21 protein-coding genes are annotated in these 17,891 nt (G+C 70.3%); 14 read left to right on the plus strand and 7 right to left on the minus strand.

The window, feature by feature from the left end; genetic code table 11:
• Positions 1-12 precede the first annotated feature (12 nt).
• The 3 genes from BFF78_RS26955 to BFF78_RS26965 all read right to left on the minus strand — a co-directional run bounded on the left by BFF78_RS26955 (position 13) and on the right by BFF78_RS26965 (position 4,405).
• On the minus strand, positions 13-1,191 hold the full coding sequence (locus BFF78_RS26955; RefSeq protein ID WP_069780762.1) for a glycoside hydrolase family 26 protein: 1,179 nt from the start codon (positions 1,189-1,191) through the stop codon (positions 13-15).
• 222 nt (positions 1,192-1,413) lie between these two features.
• Positions 1,414-2,247 carry an LPXTG cell wall anchor domain-containing protein gene (locus BFF78_RS26960; RefSeq protein ID WP_069780763.1) on the minus strand — a complete coding sequence of 278 codons (834 nt, stop codon included), beginning with the start codon at positions 2,245-2,247 and terminating at the stop codon, positions 1,414-1,416.
• Between the two features lie 238 nt (positions 2,248-2,485).
• A complete protein-coding gene (locus BFF78_RS26965; RefSeq protein ID WP_069780764.1) occupies positions 2,486-4,405 on the minus strand; it encodes an AMP-dependent synthetase/ligase in 1,920 nt (639 codons plus the stop codon).
• Positions 4,406-4,611: 206 nt separating this feature from the next.
• Here BFF78_RS26965 and BFF78_RS26970 point away from each other — a divergent pair, with 206 nt between their 5' ends.
• From BFF78_RS26970 to BFF78_RS27010, 10 genes are all read left to right on the plus strand, one after another.
• Positions 4,612-5,142, plus strand: a complete 531-nt coding sequence (locus BFF78_RS26970) for a hypothetical protein (RefSeq protein WP_069780765.1) — start codon at positions 4,612-4,614, stop codon at positions 5,140-5,142.
• Positions 5,143-5,915: 773 nt separating this feature from the next.
• Entirely contained in the window at positions 5,916-6,083 is a 168-nt protein-coding gene (locus BFF78_RS46370) for a hypothetical protein (RefSeq protein ID WP_159033060.1), read from the plus strand.
• Positions 6,083-6,685 (plus strand): vitamin K epoxide reductase family protein, encoded by a 603-nt coding sequence (locus BFF78_RS26975; RefSeq protein ID WP_069780766.1) that lies wholly within the window; start codon positions 6,083-6,085, stop codon positions 6,683-6,685. The genes BFF78_RS46370 and BFF78_RS26975 overlap by 1 nt, the downstream gene beginning before the upstream one ends.
• Before the next feature lie 123 nt (positions 6,686-6,808).
• Positions 6,809-7,303 (plus strand): tyrosinase family oxidase copper chaperone, encoded by a 495-nt coding sequence (locus BFF78_RS26980; RefSeq protein ID WP_069780767.1) that lies wholly within the window; start codon positions 6,809-6,811, stop codon positions 7,301-7,303.
• Positions 7,287-8,153: a tyrosinase family protein gene (locus tag BFF78_RS26985; RefSeq protein WP_069780768.1), complete on the plus strand. Its 867-nt coding sequence runs from the start codon at positions 7,287-7,289 to the stop codon at positions 8,151-8,153. The genes BFF78_RS26980 and BFF78_RS26985 overlap by 17 nt, the downstream gene beginning before the upstream one ends.
• Positions 8,154-8,376: 223 nt before the next feature.
• On the plus strand, positions 8,377-9,789 hold the full coding sequence (locus tag BFF78_RS26990) for a condensation domain-containing protein (RefSeq protein WP_069780769.1): 1,413 nt from the start codon (positions 8,377-8,379) through the stop codon (positions 9,787-9,789).
• A 248-nt stretch (positions 9,790-10,037) separates the two neighbouring features.
• Positions 10,038-10,280, plus strand: coding sequence for a hypothetical protein (locus BFF78_RS26995; protein ID WP_069780770.1), 243 nt, complete (start codon positions 10,038-10,040; stop codon positions 10,278-10,280).
• A gap of 172 nt (positions 10,281-10,452) precedes the next feature.
• Entirely contained in the window at positions 10,453-10,791 is a 339-nt protein-coding gene (locus BFF78_RS27000; protein ID WP_069780771.1) for a hypothetical protein, read from the plus strand.
• Between the two features lie 150 nt (positions 10,792-10,941).
• Positions 10,942-11,181 carry a hypothetical protein gene (locus BFF78_RS27005; protein ID WP_159033061.1) on the plus strand — a complete coding sequence of 80 codons (240 nt, stop codon included), beginning with the start codon at positions 10,942-10,944 and terminating at the stop codon, positions 11,179-11,181.
• Between the two features lie 276 nt (positions 11,182-11,457).
• Positions 11,458-11,817 carry a hypothetical protein gene (locus BFF78_RS27010; protein ID WP_069780773.1) on the plus strand — a complete coding sequence of 120 codons (360 nt, stop codon included), beginning with the start codon at positions 11,458-11,460 and terminating at the stop codon, positions 11,815-11,817.
• Positions 11,818-11,884: 67 nt separating this feature from the next.
• Here BFF78_RS27010 and BFF78_RS27015 read toward each other — a convergent pair whose 3' ends face one another.
• From BFF78_RS27015 to BFF78_RS27025, 3 genes are all read right to left on the minus strand, one after another.
• Positions 11,885-12,181: a hypothetical protein gene (locus BFF78_RS27015; protein WP_069780774.1), complete on the minus strand. Its 297-nt coding sequence runs from the start codon at positions 12,179-12,181 to the stop codon at positions 11,885-11,887.
• Between the two features lie 245 nt (positions 12,182-12,426).
• Positions 12,427-12,720: a hypothetical protein gene (locus tag BFF78_RS27020; RefSeq protein WP_069780775.1), complete on the minus strand. Its 294-nt coding sequence runs from the start codon at positions 12,718-12,720 to the stop codon at positions 12,427-12,429.
• 224 nt (positions 12,721-12,944) lie between these two features.
• Positions 12,945-13,415, minus strand: a complete 471-nt coding sequence (locus BFF78_RS27025) for a hypothetical protein (RefSeq protein ID WP_069780776.1) — start codon at positions 13,413-13,415, stop codon at positions 12,945-12,947.
• A gap of 504 nt (positions 13,416-13,919) precedes the next feature.
• Here BFF78_RS27025 and BFF78_RS27030 point away from each other — a divergent pair.
• Both BFF78_RS27030 and BFF78_RS27035 read left to right on the plus strand, forming a co-directional pair.
• The gene (locus BFF78_RS27030) at positions 13,920-14,687 is read left to right on the plus strand and encodes a hypothetical protein (RefSeq protein ID WP_069780777.1); all 768 of its coding nucleotides are present in this window, start codon (positions 13,920-13,922) and stop codon (positions 14,685-14,687) included.
• Positions 14,688-14,762: 75 nt separating this feature from the next.
• On the plus strand, positions 14,763-15,044 hold the full coding sequence (locus BFF78_RS27035; protein ID WP_069780778.1) for a hypothetical protein: 282 nt from the start codon (positions 14,763-14,765) through the stop codon (positions 15,042-15,044).
• Positions 15,045-15,130: 86 nt separating this feature from the next.
• On the opposite strand, the gene BFF78_RS27040 is transcribed toward BFF78_RS27035, so the two are convergent.
• On the minus strand, positions 15,131-16,090 hold the full coding sequence (locus BFF78_RS27040; RefSeq protein ID WP_069783835.1) for a D-2-hydroxyacid dehydrogenase family protein: 960 nt from the start codon (positions 16,088-16,090) through the stop codon (positions 15,131-15,133).
• A gap of 205 nt (positions 16,091-16,295) precedes the next feature.
• On the opposite strand from BFF78_RS27040, the gene BFF78_RS27045 reads away from it, so the two are divergent.
• Both BFF78_RS27045 and BFF78_RS27050 read left to right on the plus strand, forming a co-directional pair.
• A complete protein-coding gene (locus BFF78_RS27045) occupies positions 16,296-16,493 on the plus strand; it encodes a ferredoxin (RefSeq protein WP_069780779.1) in 198 nt (65 codons plus the stop codon).
• Entirely contained in the window at positions 16,490-17,737 is a 1,248-nt protein-coding gene (locus tag BFF78_RS27050; RefSeq protein ID WP_079161493.1) for an NAD(P)/FAD-dependent oxidoreductase, read from the plus strand. The genes BFF78_RS27045 and BFF78_RS27050 overlap by 4 nt, the downstream gene beginning before the upstream one ends.
• Positions 17,738-17,891 lie beyond the last annotated feature (154 nt).

Raw genomic sequence — 17,891 nt, forward strand, 5'->3', positions numbered from 1 at the left:
GGACCGCCGGCGTCACTTCGCCCGGCCGCACGGGCAGTGGGGCGGCCGGGGAGGCGTCGGATTCGGTGTCGGGTGCGGCTCGTCGGGCGCCATGGGCGCGGGCCACGGGAGGGCCGGCGGCTTCGGTTCGTCGTCCGGCGGGCGCCGACCGGCCAGTGCCGAGTGGTAGAGGGCGGACGCCCGGGGATTGGCGGTGCACTGCCACACGCCGTGCGGGCAGTAGTCGGTGAGCGTGTTGTACAGCGGCTTGTGCTCGTCCATCCACGCGAGCATGCGCAGCATGTACGTCGGGTTGTCGCCGTTGTGGAACAGGCCCCATTCGGGGTACGAGACCGGCTTGTTGTGCGTCTTCGCGAAGTCGACCTGGTACTGCAGGCCGTAGGGCTCGGACACCTGCTGGTCGAACGTGATGCCCGCCGGCTGGTCGTAGGAGTCCATGCCGAGGACGTCGACGACGTCGTCGCCCGGATAGCACCGCGGCCACGGAACCGCGTCCGCGCCCCGGTTCGGGGCGAAGTCGAAGGTGAACTTCTGGCCGGGCACCGAGCGGATGACGGTGACGATGCGCCGCCAGTACGTCTTCCAGTCGTCCGGATCGGGGCCGCATCTGTGGCTGTAGGTGACGCCGTTCATCTCCCAGCCGAGCACCAGGACCGTGTCCGGCACTCCCAGGCCGACGAGGTGCTCGGCGAGTGCCCGGAAGTGCCGGTCGAACTCACCGGCCGCGCCGCGTCGCAGCAGTCCCGCGACCTGCGCGTCCGTCAGACCGGCCTCGTTGCGTTCCATCATCGGGACGTTGACCACCAGGACCCTGTCGGCCTTGGCCCGCCGCCAGGTGGCCCAGCTGTCGAGGAAGCCCGGGGCGCCCTCGATGTTGCGCCACAGGTCTCCCGGCAGGTAGGTGTGCCCGACGCGGATCTCCGTGTGGTCGAGCCAGTTGCTGAGCCCCTGGATGCGCAGCACTCCGAGGGGCCCGTAGTCGAGGTACGCGCCGAACGCGGGCGGGCGCGCCGTCGCCCCGTTCGCAGGGCATGCCGCAGGGGTATGTGCCGCCGGTGCGCAGTACCGCGTGACGAGGCTTGCTGCGCCGTCGCTCTTGAGGGCAGGACTGGGAATGAAGGCCGCTGCCGCGTACACCCCGGCGGCGATGAACGCCACGCGCCTCAGGGACCGGCGACGGTCGGAGGTCATTCCCACTCCTTCGGTGCGTATATGCCCAATCTGCCCATCTATTGAGTCATGGCCATATATACGCTCATTGCACCAATGGAGTCGGACGGCTCGGCGCTGATCGCCCGCACGGAGGACCGCGGAAGATGTGCTTTCCGCCCGCCGGGCTCGCGGCCTCGGACTGCCCGGCGCACGGGGGAGAGCCGGCGGGTGCCGGGCGCGAGGCGTCCGGCACCCGGCCCGCTACTGGCGGGGAGCGGTACGACGGCCCCGCCGGTACAGGACGGTTCCGGCGGCCAGCAGCAGACTGCCGGCGGCCGCGGCCGCGATGGTGCCCTCGGCTCCGGTGTGGGCCATCTCCGGGGGCCTGTGGTGGTGGTGCCTGTGGTGCCTCTTGTGGTGCTCGTGCGGTGGGGGGGCGTGGTGCTTGTGCGGCGGCTTGTGTTCGTGGTGGCGGTGCGGGGGCGGCTTCTCGTCCTCGCCGTAGCTCGAGTCGTCGTTGCCGTAGTTGTCGGACTTGCCGTAGCTCGAGTCGTCGTCGCCGTAGTTGTCGGACTTCCCGTAGCTGTCGGACTTGCCGTAGCTCGAGTCGTCGTCGCCGTAGTTGTCGGACTTCCCGTAGCTGTCGGACTTGCCGTAGTTGTCGGACTTGCCGTAGGTCGAGTCGTCGTTGCCGTAACTCTCGGACTTGCCGTAGCTCGGCTTTTCGTCGTCGCCGTAGTTCCGGGAGGTCTTGTGGCTCGACTCGTCGTCGCCGTAGCCGCCGCCCCCGTAGGAGCGCCGGTGACTCGGCGCGGACTCAGGGGCGGAGTCGGCCGGAGCCATCATCCCGGCTTCCCTGTGTGCCATCCGTACGGCGGACTGTGCCTGCTCGATCGCCCTCATGGCACTCGCCATGCCCGGGAAATCGTCGCCGGCCTCGTCGTCGTCGGCCATGTTGGCCGACAGCGCGGCGGCGCGTGAGTCCGCCACGGTCGAGAACGGATCGGAGTCCGCGAACGCCCATGGGCTGTACAGAGACAGGGCACTTGTCGCGGCGGCGGCCACGACCAATCCCTTGCTCAGGGTCTGTCGCACTCTCGTTGTCTTCCTCTCAGGGGGAATCGGAAGCCGGTCATGGAGCCGGATGAAGGGGGACGCTCCAGAGTCGGCGTGGCACCGGGTTGCGCAGGGTCGTCGCAGGGACCGTGACGCCGCACGTTCACGCGTGCCACGACCTGCAGACTGTGAACGAGTTATGAACACCCGAAGAAACCGGAAGGGGGGGTATACCGGTTAATTCACCCGAACGCCCCTTCTGTGCTGCCCGAAAGGCTCATCCGCCGTATAGTGCCGCGATCTGTTCCGCGTACGCGGAGGCCACCGCCTGCCGCCTGACTTTCAGCGACGGGGTCAGCAGCCCGTTCTCCTCGCTGAATTCGCCCTCGACCAGCGCGAAGGCACGGATCGACTCCGCACGTGAGACGGCCTCGTTGGCGTAGTCCACGGCTCGCTGCACATCGGCGCGCATCCGCGGGTCCCGGACCACCTCGGACATCGGCGTGTCCGGGGCCAGCCGGCGGACCGACAGCCAGTGGGCCACCGCCTCGGGGTCGAGGGTGACGAGGGCGGCGACGAAGGGGCGCCGGTCGCCGACGACGAGGCACTGGCCGACGGGCGGGCGGCTGCGCAGACGGTCCTCCAGGACGGCCGGGGAGACGTTCTTGCCGCCGGAGGTGACGAGGATGTCCTTCTTGCGGCCGGTGATGGTGAGATAGCCGTCCGCGTCGAGGGAGCCGAGGTCACCGGTGGCGAACCAGCCCTCGGTGAGCACCTCGGCCGTGGCCGCCGGGTTGTTCCGGTACGACCCGAAGACCACCCCGCCCCGGATGAGGACCTCCCCGTCGTCGGCTATGCGGACCGCGGTGCCGGGGACCGGCAGGCCGACCGTGCCGGGACGCGGCTTCAGCGGCGGGACGATGGTGGCGGCGGCGCTCGTCTCCGTCAGGCCGTAGCCCTCGTAGACGATGATGCCGGCCGCGTAGAAGAACAGGTTGAGGTTGCGGTCGAGCGGGGAACCGCCGCTGATGGCGTAGCGCATCCGGCCGCCGAGCTCCTTGCGGATGCGCCGGTAGACCAGCAGGTCGTACAGCGCCCAGGCGGCGTACAGGCCGGGCCCGGGGCCCTTGCCCGTGCCCAGGAACTTGTTCAGGTACGCCTCCCCGAAGCGCACCCCCACGCGGTCCGCGCGGTCGAAGGACGCACCCCGGCCGATCTTCTCGGCGGTGGCGCGCCCGGTGTCGTGGATCTTCTCGAAGAGGTACGGCACGCCGACCACGAAGGTGGGGCGGAACTCCTTGAGCGCCGGGCGCAGTTCACCGGGCTTGATGCTCGGGCAGTGGCCCAGTTCGATCCGGGCCAGCAGGCAGGCGATCTGCAGCGTGCGGCCCAGGATGTGCGCGAGCGGCAGGAAGAGGAGGGTCGAGGCGACCTGGCCGGTGACCTCCTTGAAGATCGGGTGGAGCAGCTCGACCGTGTTGGCGGCCTCGGCGTACAGGTTGGCGTGGGTGAGCACACAGCCCTTGGGCCGTCCGGTGGTGCCGGAGGTGTAGCAGATCGTGGCCACCGCATCGGGTGTCACGGCCGTACGGCGCTTGGTGACCTCCTCGTCGGGAACGTCCCGGCCGAGGGCGACGAGTTCGTCCAGCGCCTGTGCGTCGAGCCGCCAGACGCGCGGGGGTTCAAGGTGGCGGGCCGTGCCGGTGGTGACCGTCTCGGCGTTCTCGTCCGTCTCGGTGACGACGAAACGGGCGCCGGAGTCGCGGACGATCCACTCCACCTGCTCGGCGGAGGAGGTGGCGTAGACCGGGACGGACTGGCCGGCGGCGGCCCAGATCGCGAAGTCCAGGACCGTCCACTCGTAGCGGGTGCGGGACATCACGGCGACCCGGCCGCCGGGTTCGAGACCCGCCGCGATCAGCCCCTTGGCGACGGCGGTGACCTCGCGGGCGAAGGCCGCGGCCGTCACCGGGCGCCAGGTGCCGTTCTCCCGGCGCCGCAGGACCACCGCGCCGGGTGCCTGAGCCGCGTTGGTGAACGGGATCCGGGCGATGCCGCCGCCGGCGGCGCGGGGTGCCAGCGCGGCGGTACGGACCTCGCGCACCGTGCCGGTCTCGTCGCGGATCAGCTCGATGCGCGCACGCGCCGCCAGGTCGCTGCGCTGCCGAGCCCGTTTCAGATCCCTGCGTACGCCCATGACGGCTCCCGGTCGCGGCTCGGCTGACGCGGACTTACCGAAGAGTCAACTTACTCACGCGTAGCGGATGGTCAATGGGCCCGGTGTGCGGAAGTCGTGCCCCGAATGGCCCGGCCGTTCACCGGAACGCCCTCGATCGGTTGCGGGGGGCGGCGGGCGATTTCACGGTGGGCACAAGATCCCGTACATCAGCGAAAGGAACGTCCATGGGGGTTCCACCCGTCCGGCGCATCGCGTCCATCGCGCTTTCCGCCGCCCTCCTGGCCGGTGCCACCGGCCCGGTCGCCTTCGCGGCCGACTCCACCCCGGAACGCGCCCACACGGCGGCCTCCGCACCCGTCCCCGGTGCGGACAAGCTCCTCGCCCAGGTCAACACCCTCGGTCACTTCGGGACCCTGCTGGAGCCGGTCAGCAATCTGCTCAACACCGTGCTCAAGGCCGACAAGGGCCAGCTCTCCGCCGACCAGGCGACCAAGCTCGTGCAGGCCGCCAAGGACGCCGTCACCAAGGTGGCCACCTCTGCGCCCGCCTCGGACCCGATGTCCCCGCCCAGCAAGACCGACGCCGACGCCAAGGCGCGGGCCGACCGTGTGAGCGACGCGAAAGCCACGCTCACCAAGGCGCTGGACACCCTGCAGAAGGCCACCACCTCCGGCGACGGCGACCAGGTGACCGGAGCGGCCCACGGAGTCCTCTCCGGCCTCCTCGGCCTCCTCACCTCCCTGCTGGGCCTGTAGCACCCGCGCCCGGCGCCTGCCGGAACCAGGCCCCGGACCGCCCTCCGCGAGTAGCGCGGCTGGGGACACCCCCGGCCGCGCTCGCGGCCGTTGGGGGGAGCGCGTGCCGGGCGTCGCGGGGCAGGTAGGGGCCGGCGGGGTCGGTCTATTCGGCTGGGCCGGGGCCATCGGGCCGGGTCCGTCGGGCATGTCGCTGGGCATACATGCGATGTCGGCCGGGCGGGCCCCTCCGCTGCGACGTTCGGTATCCATGCGGTGCCGGTTATCCCGGTGGCGGCGCGGCAGGCTCGTCCGGGCGCCCCTGGGGCGCCCGTCCTTGAGGTAGTGGGGGAGCGCGTGCCGGGGCGTCGCGGGGCAGGTAGGGGCCGGGGTGGTCGGTCTATTCGGCCGGCCTGCTCCCCGCCGGTCCGATCCCGACCCGGTCGGGGCCGGCGGGCGCGGCGCCGGGCGTGCGTGCGGGGCCGGCCGGGCCGGGTCCGTCGCGGGGGTGCCGGGTATCCATGCGGTGCCGGGCATCCCGGTAGCGGTACGGGGCGCTCGTCCCGGCGTGCCCTGGGGTGCCCGAACAGGGGGAGCGCGTGCCGGGCGTCGCGGGGTCGGCCGGGCCGGGGACGGGGGCGCGGTGTTGGGTGTCTGTGCGGGGTGGGACATCTCGGTGGCGGTACGGCGTGCTCGTTCGGGTGTCGGCTGATCGTGTGGAGTGCCGGCCGGGTTCGACCGGTCGGGTGAGCGGGCGACCGGGGCGTCCCGGGGGGTGCCGGTAAGGTCGCGCGGTGACCTCAACCCCCGGTGACACGCGCCCCTTCCGTCCCGCCGACCTGGGCACTCCCGCCCAGCCGGGCCGGGCGGTCGTACCCGTGCCGTCCTGCGGAGCCGCCGAGGTCGACGGTGCCGGGCAGGCCCCGACGGCCGCGGCCCACGCCCTCGGCCTCGGCGCCTGATGGTGCCGGAGCAGGGCCGAGTCCGTGCGGTGGGCGCCGGCCGGGGCTTCGGGGTCCTCCTGGTCGTCACGGGCGCGGCCGGGCTGCTGGCCTCCTGGGTCATCACCCTCGACAAGTTCAAGCTGCTCCAGAACCCGAACTTCACACCCGGGTGCAGCCTGAACCCGGTGGTGTCCTGCGGCAGCGTCATGAAGAGCGCCCAGGCCTCGGTCTTCGGCTTCCCCAACCCGATGCTCGGTCTGGTCGCCTACGGCATCGTGGTCTGCGTCGGCATGAGCCTGCTGGCCGGCGCCGCCTTCCCGCGCTGGTACTGGCTGGCCTTCGACGCGGGCTGTGTGTTCGGCATCGGGTTCGTGTCGTGGCTGCAGTTCGAGTCGCTGTACCGGATCAACGCGCTGTGCCTGTGGTGCTGTCTGGCCTGGGTCGCCACGATCCTGATGTTCTGGTACGCGACCTCGTTCGCCGTACTGCACCGGTTCCTGCCCGCGCCGGCCCCGCTGCGGGCGTTCTGCGCGGAGTTCACCTGGGTGCTGCCGCTGCTGCACACCGGAGTCGTCGGCATGCTCATCCTGACCCGCTGGTGGGACTTCTGGACCGGCTGAGCCGTCCGGCCCGGGCGCCTGCCCGTCCCGGCGCTCCCGTCACCGGTCCGGCCGCACGGCGGTGACCGTGAGGGCCGTTGGGCGGTTACCGCTTCGGACACCTGACCGGACGAGGAGTGAACCATGGTTCCAGACGTCGGCGGAGCCCCGCAGGACGGGCAGCGCGGGACACCGGTCGCGGGCGCGCGGCCCGAGGACGACACACGGCGGGACGTGACGCGGAGGCTGCTCGCCTCGGCCGTCGGCGTCGCGCTCGCCCCGGCGGCCGCGGCCTGCAGCCGCCCCCCGAGCGACCCGGACGACGGCCGGCAGACCGCGGCCTTCGACGAGACCTACCACGGGCGCCACATCCGCGGCGTCGAGGTCCGCTCCGGCCGCCGGGCCGCCGAAGGCCAGTGGCAGGTCACGATCGACGGCCGCACGCTGCACCTGATGCGCCGCGCCGACGGCAGCTGGCTGAGCATGATCGACCACTACCGCTCGTACGACACCCCCCTGGCCGCGGCCCGCGGGGCGGTCGACGAGCTGGGTCCCGATGCGCAACTGCGCGACCTGGCACCGGGACCGATGGGCGGGGCACCGATGCACGGGGGAGGCGGGCATGGCGTACACGCGTAAGAACGTCAGCAGGCTGACCCGCACCGAGCGGCGCCGGTTCGTCGACGCCCTGCTGGAGGTCAAACGGCGCGGCGAGTACGACGAGTTCGTACGGATGCACATGGAGTACAACGCCCCCGACGGTGAACGCGGCCTGCGCACCGCCCACATGGCGCCCTCCTTCCTGCCCTGGCACCGCAATCTCGTGCTGGAGCTGGAGCGGGCGCTGCGCCGGGTGGACGGGTCGGTGACGGTGCCGTACTGGGACTGGACCCGCGACCGTACGGCCACCTCCCTGCCGTGGGCCGACGATCTGATGGGCGGCAACGGGCGGCACTCGGACCGGCAGGTGATGACCGGCCCGTTCGCCTACCGGGCGGGCAACTGGGAGATCACCGAGGGCGTGACCGACCGGCCCTACCTCGCCCGCGACCTGGGCCGCGCCGGCAACCCGATCCAGCTGCCGACCGCCCGTGACGTGGAGGGCGCGCTGGCCGACCCGGTCTACGACACGGCGCCCTGGGACTCGACGGTCACCCAGGGCTTCCGCAACAAGCTGGAGGGGTGGGGGACGGGCCGGGGCAGCGTCTCCTGGCACAACCACAACCGGGTGCACCGCTGGATCGGCGGGACGATGGTCGGTGGCGCCGCCCCCAACGACCCCGTCTTCTGGCTGCATCACGCCTTCGTCGACCTGCAGTGGACCCGCTGGCAGCAGCGGCACCCGGGCCGCCACTACCTGCCGGCCGAGCCGCCCCGCTCGGGCAACGCCCAGCACGGCCGGGTCGTGGCCCGGTACGACCGGCTGCCGCCGTGGGATGTGACACCGGACGAACTGGAGGACATGAGCCGGATCTACCGGTACGAGTGAGGCCGCCGCCCGGCAGGCGCCACGGGAAGGGCTCCGGTGCACGAGGTGCCGGCGCTCTTCTCCGTGTGTCCGCGAGGCCTGCCCGCCAAGTCGGCGCCGTCGCCGATCGCTTCGTCGTTCGAGACGTCACACGTCCCGCTGAAAAGCCGGCGACACGGCAACCGCCGCTCGCGCACGGCTCCCCCTTGATCAAGTCTGAGTCTTCTGCGAAGGAGACGCCCCCGTGCGAATTTCTGACATTCAGCGTTGCGAAGTCCGGCCCGGACGCCTCGTCGAGTGGACGTACAGTCCGGCGACGGTCGCGACCGCGGCAGCGCTGCCACCGGACCCGCGGCCGCCGGCGTACATCCAGGAGTCGCACATCAGAACCGCGCGCTCGGTGCGCGAGGGCGGATTGTTCGTCCCCACCTGGATCGGCACGGCGTTCGATCTGCCGGGCCGGGCCGATCTCGACGCGCTGGAACGGGCGTTGCGCGGCTGGACCCTGCGGCACGAGACGCTGCGCAGCGGCTTTCGGTGGGCCGGCGACGACATGCACCGGTTCACGCTCGACGAGGACGACGTGTCCCTGCGCCGCGAGGTGATCGGTGACTTCGGCGACGAGGACACGCTGGTCCGGTATCTGCAGGACCGGTTCGACGTCGCGGCGGACGCGCTCGGCTGGCCGAACTTCATCTACGCGGCGGTCGTCCGCGACGACTCCACCAGCGTGTACCTGGCGTTCGACCACACCAACGTCGACGCCTACTCCCTGCACCGCATCCCGGACGAGGTCAGCGAGTTGTACATGGCGGGCGTCGCGGGCGGCTCCCTGGCCGATGCGTCCGTGGGCAGTTACGTCGACTTCTGCGAGCAGGAACGGGCGAACGCGGACGACATCGACGGCACGCACGCGATCGTCGGCCGTTGGCGGGAGTTCATCGCCCGGTGCGGCGGACGGCTGCCCGCCTTCCCCGTCGACCTCGGCCTGCCGCCCGGTGACCCACTGCCCACCCAGAAGCTGCTGCGCGAGCCGCTCGTCGACGCGGACGCAGCCGCCGCGTTCGAGGCGTACTGCCGGCCCTACGGCGGCAGCATGGTGGGTGTGCTGGCCGCGACCAGCGTGATCGTGCACGAGCTCGGCGGGCAGCCGGTCTACCGTACGGTGGTGCCGTTCCACACCCGGGTGAAGTCCGCGTGGTCGGACTCTGTGGGCTGGTACGTCGGCGGCGCGCCGATCGAGGTGCCCGCGACAGGGGACTTCGACGGCGCACTCGCCACGGTCCGCGCCGAGTTGCAGGCCAACCGGTCGCTGGCGCGCATTCCGCTGGCCCGGGTACTGCGCCTGCTCGGCGCCGACTTCCGCCCGACCTCGCCCGACCTGTACTCGATCGTCTCCTACGTGGACGCCCGTATGATCCCCGGCTCGGCCCGCTGGACCGAGCAGAGGGCGTACGGACTGCTCCGGGTCTCGTACGGCGACCAGGTGTGTGTCTGGATCAACCGGCTGCACGAGGGACTGTGGTTGGCCTGCCGCTACCCGGACACCGACGTCGCCTACAAGAACATGCGGCGGTATATCGAGGCGTTGCGGGACCTCGTGGTGTCCGTGCCGGCGCACCACCGTAATCGGGCCGTGGAACCGACATTTTCGTAATACCGGTGACCGGCGTACGGCCGCTCCGCGGACAACTGTGCTTTTCCGTATCCGGGTTGGTGATCCGAACGTCAATCCGCCGCGCGGCGGCACCAGTTGTCGTTCTCCGGTAAAGCCCGTGCGGCCATGTCCCCTTTTGGACACGGATATCCGCCAAAGTGGAATACCGCGTATTGCTACTGGTAGTGTTCGCTCCGTCACCGTAGGCAATCAGCCTCGACCTCAAGCAATGAAGAACCGAGGGTTCCATGCGCAAGCTTCAGCATGTCGTGATCGCAGCAGTGGCGGCGGCCGGCGGTCTGTCCGCCATCGGCGCCGGCGCCGGTACCGCCTACGCTCATGGCGGGCTGGAGGTGAACGACCTCTACCGCCCGTACCAGGAGTGCAGTCCGCAGACGGTGGCCGAGAACGATCTCCCGATCGGTGTGCTCGGACTTGCGCAGACCCTCGACACCACCTGCGGCCAGTTCAACAACGCTTTCACTCGCTGAGGTCGACGGCGTCACCGCACGCGACGCCTTCCGCGGAACCCTTCGGGCCCCTTCCCGAAGGGTTCCCTTCACGCCCGGCCGGTTGCCCGGTCGCGAGGACGAAGACAGGGCCCGGCGCGGACGGTTCGCGGCGCACGGTGCCCGGGCGCCCCTCACAAAGGAAACGCAACGCATGTTCAGAACGAAGAAGATCGCGGCCGTCTCGGGGCTCATCGGCGGCCTCGCCGTGACCTGCGCCGGCGTCGCCCAGGCGCATGTCGTGGGCGGCCCGGGAAACTGCACGCGCGATCTCCAGGGCAATGTCACCTGCATTCAACGGATCGAAGGCGTGATCCCCGAGGACGGCGAAATCCCCCACCAGGACAACTGCCTGCCGACGCAGCCCTTCACCGTGCCGGCCGCCCTCGGGAACGGGACGATGCAGATCGGGCCCAAAGTGACCTGTTCCGGCAGGACATCGGGTGCGCCCGACAAGGCCGACGGTGGAATGGAGTTGCCCGGCCTGCTCTGATGTCCGGGGCGGAAGCTGCGCGGCCTGTGCCGTGTGGAGAGCCGACACGACGTATGGAGCTAAGATCCCAAATTGCTACGGATCGTGTGTATATGCTCACGGCAAGTAGTCAAGCCAGGGCGTCCTGCCCGGGTAAGAAAGGGTCAAACCATGCGTAAGTTTCAGCGCGCTGCGGTCGTAGTGGCAGCGGTGGCGGGGCTGTCCGCTCTCGGCGCCGGCGTCAGCTTCGCCGGTGGCGAGGACGAAACGCCTCCGACGATCACCGCTACCGCGAACTCATCGGCCAACGCCGTGGCCTACTGGGGTGGTTACAACACGCCGCAGGGCGGGGAGCACAAGGACCCCGCGCCGGAGGGTTACGGTCAGCACTCTTCGGGCAGCGACCAGTAATACAGCACGATATGCACACCGTGCGAACTGGACTTCCCCGTCCTGGATCAACTCGGCTTGTCCGCCGGTGTGCTGAGTAATACCCCATGCGAAGGCAGCCCGGATGCGCGGCAGACCCCCCTCAGGGAGCGCGTCCGGGCTGCGCCCATGCCGTCGCCGGACGCGGCTGATGACGCGTCCGACCGCCGGCCCCCCACTACCGGACCTCTCTCCAAGGCCCGGGCGCACGCCGCGCCCGGGCCTGTGTTGCACCCCCAATGCAAAGGAACGCACGTCATGTTCACTCGACAGAAGGTCGCGACCATCTCGGGGCTCGTCGGAAGCCTCGCCGTGATCTGCGCCGGCGCCGCCCACGCGAACGCCGATGAACCCAGGAGTGACTGCAGGAGCACCGTCACGGGCGGCGTCGTCTGCATTCGCAAGAGCGAGATCCGGACCAACGAGCACGGCAAGCGCGCCATCAAGCAGACGCAGGACTGCTCGACGGCCGACCGGCCGCGCGTGGTGTTCCCCGACGGTCGGATGCTGGACGGCGGGTCCGCGAAAGTCGGGCCGGTGGTGGACTGCTCCAACAACGTGAAGCTGCCCAAGGGCTTCAAGAGGCCTCACTTCGACAAGGCCCGCTTCGGGTTCTGACGTACGGCACACAAAAGCCGGACCGGGATCGCTCCCGGTCCGGCTTTTGGTTTTTTGAGGATCCTGCTTACTTGCCGACGCTGTTGTTGCAGCCCATGGACGAGCCGAGGCTCGACTCCTGGGCGCCGGCGGCGCCTTCGCCGTTCAGCAGGTTGCCGCCGAGGCCGTTGGCGATGCCGACCTCGCCGAGGACGTCCGCGTTGAGGTCGTGGGACCTACAGGTCGTGCTCTGCAGGACGCTGAAGCGGGAGCCGCCGTGGCCCCCCTTGCCCCAGTCCTGGCCGGCGTGCGCGGCGCCGGCGCTCAGGAGCCCGACACTCCCGAGGGCGGCGACCACAACGGCAGCCTTGCGCAGCTTGTGCATGTCTTCTCCGGTGGAAGTGGAGTGGATGCGATCTGCGAGAGATCGACTTCGAACGGTTATGGAGACTAATAGGAAATATCCGGGGGCAACCAGCGACGCGCCGAATTCGGAATTCTTGTCACTCTGAATGCTCAATTCTTGTCACCCTGAATGGGTATCGGTAATATAAAAAGAGTCCCGGCATCGGGCCTGAGGCTCGATGCCGGGATTATTTCCTGCTCTGTTCGCCGGTGCCGGCGGTGCGCTTAGAAGGCGCTGTTGTTGCAGCCCATCGTCGAGCCGATGTGGGTGGCCTGGGCACCCGGGTCGCCCTCGCCGTTGAGCGCGTTGCCCAGCAGGCCGTTGAGGATGCCGACCTCGCCGAGGACGTCCAGGTTCAGGTCGTGCGACTTGCAGTTGGAGCTCTGCAGGACGCTGAAGCGGCCACCGCCCTCGCCGCCCTTGCCGCCTTCCTGGCCGCCGGCGTGCGCGGTGCCGCCGATGAGCCCGATGCTGCCGATGGCGGCGACCAGAACGGCAGCCTTGCGAAGCTTGTGCATGTCTCTTCTCCGGTGAGTGAAGGAGTCACGATCTGTGGCAGATCGCTTTCTTACAGTCACGGAGATTAATAGGAAATAACCCAAAGCGGACAGCGACGCGCCGGTTTCTTGATATCCCGACAGAAGCACCCGAAAGCCGTATCGCATACGAGCGGGCCCTTCGCGGGTGCTCCTCGAAGGGCCCGTACCGGGGCGTCGGTGTCCGGCCGTCCGGTCCGGCGGGCCTAGTGCGCGCTGGCGTGGGCGAGGGCGTTCGACTGCATGTTGGCCTGCGTGCACTCGATGCCGTGGGTCTCGGACGCGGCGAGCAGGGCGACCGGGACGGCCGCGTTGAGCAGCGACTGCGGGCTGCACTCCTGGGACGGGCGGAAGAGGTTGGTCTGGCCCGCCAGGCCGCCTCCCGACCCCGGGGTCGCTTGAGGGGAGATCTGCGGGTTGATCTGCGGGCTCAGGTTCGGGTTCACCTGCGGGGTGACGTCAGCACCCCGCTGCGGGCCCGCATACGGGGCCGGTGAGCCGTAGGTCTGCACGCTGGCCTGAGAGGAAGTCGCCGAAGCCGCCTGGGCGTCCGGCTGCGAGACGGGGAGCGGAAGACCACCGCTGTAGTCGGGAGCGGCGGAGCTCGGGCCGGCGCCGACTGCGGACAGACCGCCGGCTGCTGCGACGACGAGCGCGACCCTGTGAAGTTTGCGCATGAAACCCTCGGCCCTTCATTGACCTGTGCACGGAACGTGTGGAAATGGCTGACGAGTTGGTGCAGGTGTTGCTGATTCCAGCTGCCCTGTACGGCTGCGACGGACCATCGCCCTGGCCCAGTGGGGAACGAGGGAAGTGGTGATACGGATACGGGATGCCGGGCCCTGGTCACCCATTTGCCCCAGGCTCTGTGCGCCTCGCCGCCTGGCCGCGAACGCCTCTGCAATCCTGGTCCGGCGCACTGGGCCGTCAATGGCAAATGGGTGACGCGGTTTCGTCTCCCGTGACCGGGGCGGGGGAGAAGTCGTTGCCAGCTGGGAGAGGGCAGCGATCATGGATCACGGAGGGGCAAGGGAATTCGCTGTCAGCTCCGGCGAAAGTCCGCGTGCGGCCAAGGAGTTAGCCCCGGAACGGTGCAGTACGAACATCAGACTGTGCGCACGCGAGACCGTACCGAATACAACGGATGTCCCTGTTCAGGTATTTGAAGGGCCGAGGGTTCCATGCGCAAGCTTCACAAGGCCGCGCTCGTCGCAGCAGCGGCCGGCGGTCTGTCCGCCATCGGCGCCGGCGTCAGCCAGGCCGCCGACTATCCCGCGGGGTACAGCGGTGCCGCTCCAGCATCGGCTCCCGAGTACCCCGCACCGCAGTACGCGGCGCCGCAGTACCCGCCTCCGCAGTACGCGGCGCCGATGTACCCGCCTCCGCAGTACGCACCGCCCCAGTACGGGCCTCCGCAGTACGCGGCGCCGATGTACCCGCCTCCGCAGTACGGGCCGCAGCCGGGCGGTCCGCAGGCCGCGGCGACGTCCCGCTCGATGGGCACCGCACAGATCGCCGCGCCCCAGCAGCCGTACGCCCCGCCGATGATGCAGGCCCCTCCGCCGCCTCCGCCGGCGCCGCCGCAGGAGCACGCCGCCACCGCCATGGCCACGGCCAATTCGGGCGGCTTCGCGCAGGTCTCGCCGTACGGGCCGCAGCAGGCCGCCGCCCCCCAGCAGTCGACGCCGCAGGTCATGCCGCAGGTCAGCCCGCAGTCGGCGCCGGAGGTCATGCCGAAGGTCGCCCCGCAGGTCGCCATGCCCCAGACGTTCGGCGCCGCGGATGGTCCGCCGCATGTCGCCCCGCAGGTGAACCCCCAGGTCAACCCGCAGGTGAACCCGCTCGTCAACCCGCTGCTCGCACCCGACGCACCGCAGGCGCCCGGGCTCGGCCTCGGGCAGGTCGCGGCGCCTCCCGTCGGCTCACTGGGTCTTCCCCGAATCGGCTGATCGCCTCGCGATTCCGGCCGTCCTCCCCCCACTCGATCTGGTGCAGATCGCTTCCGCTCGACCAACGGAGAAGTAATGCGCAAGTTCCACAAGGCCGTTCTCGTCGGCGCCGCCGTACTCGGCAGTGTCGGCTCTTTCGGCATGAACACCGCCTTCGCACACGGCGAGTCGGGCCATGACGGCCTCGATGTCACGCAGGGCATCGAGTGCCGTTCGCACGACATGAACATCGATGTGCTCGGCAGCGTCGGCGCCGTCAACGGCCTGGCGGGCAACCTGCTGAACGGCGAAGGCGCCCCGGGCGCGCAGCAGACCCACCTCGGTTCGGACATGGGCTGCAACAGCCGGGCGTTCTGACCGGCCGCGCCGGCCCTGCCCGCGGGACACCGGGGGAGGGCCGGCGCGCTTGTGTGTGCGGCCGTACCTCGGGTTTCCGCGGCGGATCAGGGCAGGAGCCGGACCGGGGAACCGGCCAGGTAGGCCTGGATGTTCTCCACCGCCTGGCGGTAGTACGTCGTGTAGTTGGCGTGCGAGACGTAGCCGAGGTGGGGTGTGGCGAGGAGGCGGGGGGCGGTGCGCATCGGGTGGCCGGCGGGCAGCGGCTCGATGTCGAAGACGTCCACGCCGGCGCCCGCGATCCGGCCCTCGTGCAGCGCGGCCAGCAGGGCGTCCTGGTCGACGACGGCCGCGCGGGACGTGTTGATCAGGTAGGCGGTCGGTTTCATCAGGGCGAGTTCGGCGGCGCCGACGAGTCCCCGGGTACTCGGGCCGCCGGGGACATGGACGCAGACGAAGTCGCTCTCGGCGAGCAACTCCTCCTTGCCGGTGGCGGGTTCGACCCCCGCCCGCGCGGCGCGCTCCTTGGTGAGGTTCGGCGTCCAGGCGCCTACCCGCATGCCGAAGGCGAGCCCGACCCGGGCCACCCGGCTGCCGATCCGGCCGAGTCCGAGCAGGCCCAGCCGGCGGCCGTGCAGATCGGCGCCGACGGTGGACTGCCAGGGGCCGTTCGTGCGCAGCGCGGTGCTCTCCTCGACGATCCCGCGGGCCAGACCGAGCAGCAGCGCCCAGGTCAGCTCGACCGGCGGGGTGCCCGAGCTCTCCGTACCGCACACGGTGACGCCATGGGCCTGTGCCGCGGCGTAGTCGATCACCGTGTTGCGCATGCCGGACGCGATGAGCAGTTTCAGCCGGGGCAGGCGGGCGAACAAGGAGCCGGGAAACGAGACGCGTTCGCGCAGCGTGACGATGATGTCGTAGTCGGCGACGGCCGAGGCGAGGGCCTCCTCGTCGTCCAGGTGTCCGCGCAGCGACACGACCTCCACCCGGTCCTCGATCGCCGACCAGTCGGCCAACGTGGTGGCCACACCCTGGAAGTCGTCCAGCACCGCACAGCGAAGTCGCACGTCGCCCCCCTTCCCCACTGCAAGAACGTTCCTCCCGAAGGAGGGCGGGGAACCGAGCGCCCCGGCAGGAGCAGTGAATCACCCGGACTGTTTCGCTGTGACCGGACTACTTGAGTACATGGTCCGCTCACGCGGTGGCCCTCGCTATCGTGACCCGGCGGACCTGACCTGGCGACCTGTCAGAAGACACCCCGAGGAGTGGCACATGCCGGTAATCGTTGATCAAGACAAGTGCATCGGCTCGGGCCAGTGCGTGCTGGCCGCGGCGGGCGTGTTCGACCAGCGCGACGAGGACGGCACCGTGCTGCTGCTCGACGACAGTCCGCCGGCCGAGTCGCTCGACGATGTCCGCCGGGCCGCCGTGCTGTGCCCAGCGCTGGCCATCACGGTGGAGGAGTCGTGACCGGGCCGCACCGGATAGCCGTCGTCGGCGCGTCCGCCGCCGGACTCACCACGGCGAAGGCCCTGCGCAGCCGGGGCTACGAGGGCACGCTCACCCTGATCGGGGACGAGCAGCACCTTCCCTACGACCGGCCACCGCTGTCCAAGCAGATTCTCGCCGGAACCTGGGAACCGGACCGGACGGCGCTGTGCGGTGCCGGCGAACTGGGCGCACTCGGCGCGGACCTGCTGCTCGGCCGCTCGGCCGTCGGCCTCGACGTGGCGGGCAGACAGGTCCTGCTGGACGGCGGCGACCGGATCGGCTTCGACGGTCTGGTCATCGCCACCGGTGTCACCCCGCGCCGCCTGCCCGGTGCCGGCCTGGCCGGGATCCACGTGCTGCGCACCCTCGACGACGCCCTGTCCCTACGCCTTCATCTGCTGGGCAGGCCCACCGTGGCGGTGGTCGGCGCCGGTTTTCTCGGGGCCGAGGTGGCCGCCGTCGCCCGCGGGATGGGTCTGGACGTGACCTTGATCGATCCGCTGCCCGTCCCCATGTACCGCCAGTTCGGCGCCCGCATCGGCGAACTGATCGGGCAGCTGCACACCGATCACGGGGTGACCGTGCGCTGCGGCGCCGGCGTACGGCGGTTCCTCGACACGGAGGGACGGGTCAGCGGCGTCGAACTGACCGACGGTTCGGTCCTGGTCGCCGAACTCGTCGTGGTCGCCGTCGGCGCCCGACCCGCCATCGACTGGCTGGCCGACTCCGGCCTGCCGCACCGCGACGGCGTCGAATGTGACGCGTTCTGTCAAGTAATACCGGGGATCTACGCGGCAGGTGACGTCGCGTCCTGGCACAACAACCACTTCGGCACCAGGATGCGGCTGGAGCACCGCATGAACGCGACCGAGCAGGCGCTGGCCGTTGCCGGAAACATGCTCGGCGCAGCCCGGGAGTTCGCTCCGGTCCCGTACTTCTGGACCGACCAGTACGACGCCCGCATTCAGGCGTACGGCATCTTCCCCGCGGACGCCGACATCGCGGTGCTGCACGGCCGGCCGGCCGACCGCACGTTCGTCGTCGGCTACGGCCATCAAGGCAAGGTGGCCGGGGTGCTCGGCTGGAACAGCCCCCGTGAGCTGCGCACACTGCGCCAACTCGTGGTCGACCGGACGCCGTGGCCGCCGAAGGCGTCGCTGCGCGAGGCAGCCGTGGCGGAACTACCAGACCAGGGGATGCCCACCACAACTGCCCGCCATTAGCGTACGAATCGCCCGTCAGCTACGCATTCCGCCGGAGGAGGCGCCCCTATCGGCACAACCGCCGCGTAGGCAATCAGGACGTTCACGCCAACGCAAGGCGGTCGGGCGATTGAGCAGGTCGCCGGGAGCGCCTCGACAAGGCAATCCCGAAAGG

Source organism: Streptomyces fodineus (assembly GCF_001735805.1).
Taxonomy (GTDB): Bacteria; Actinomycetota; Actinomycetes; order Streptomycetales; family Streptomycetaceae; genus Streptomyces; species Streptomyces fodineus.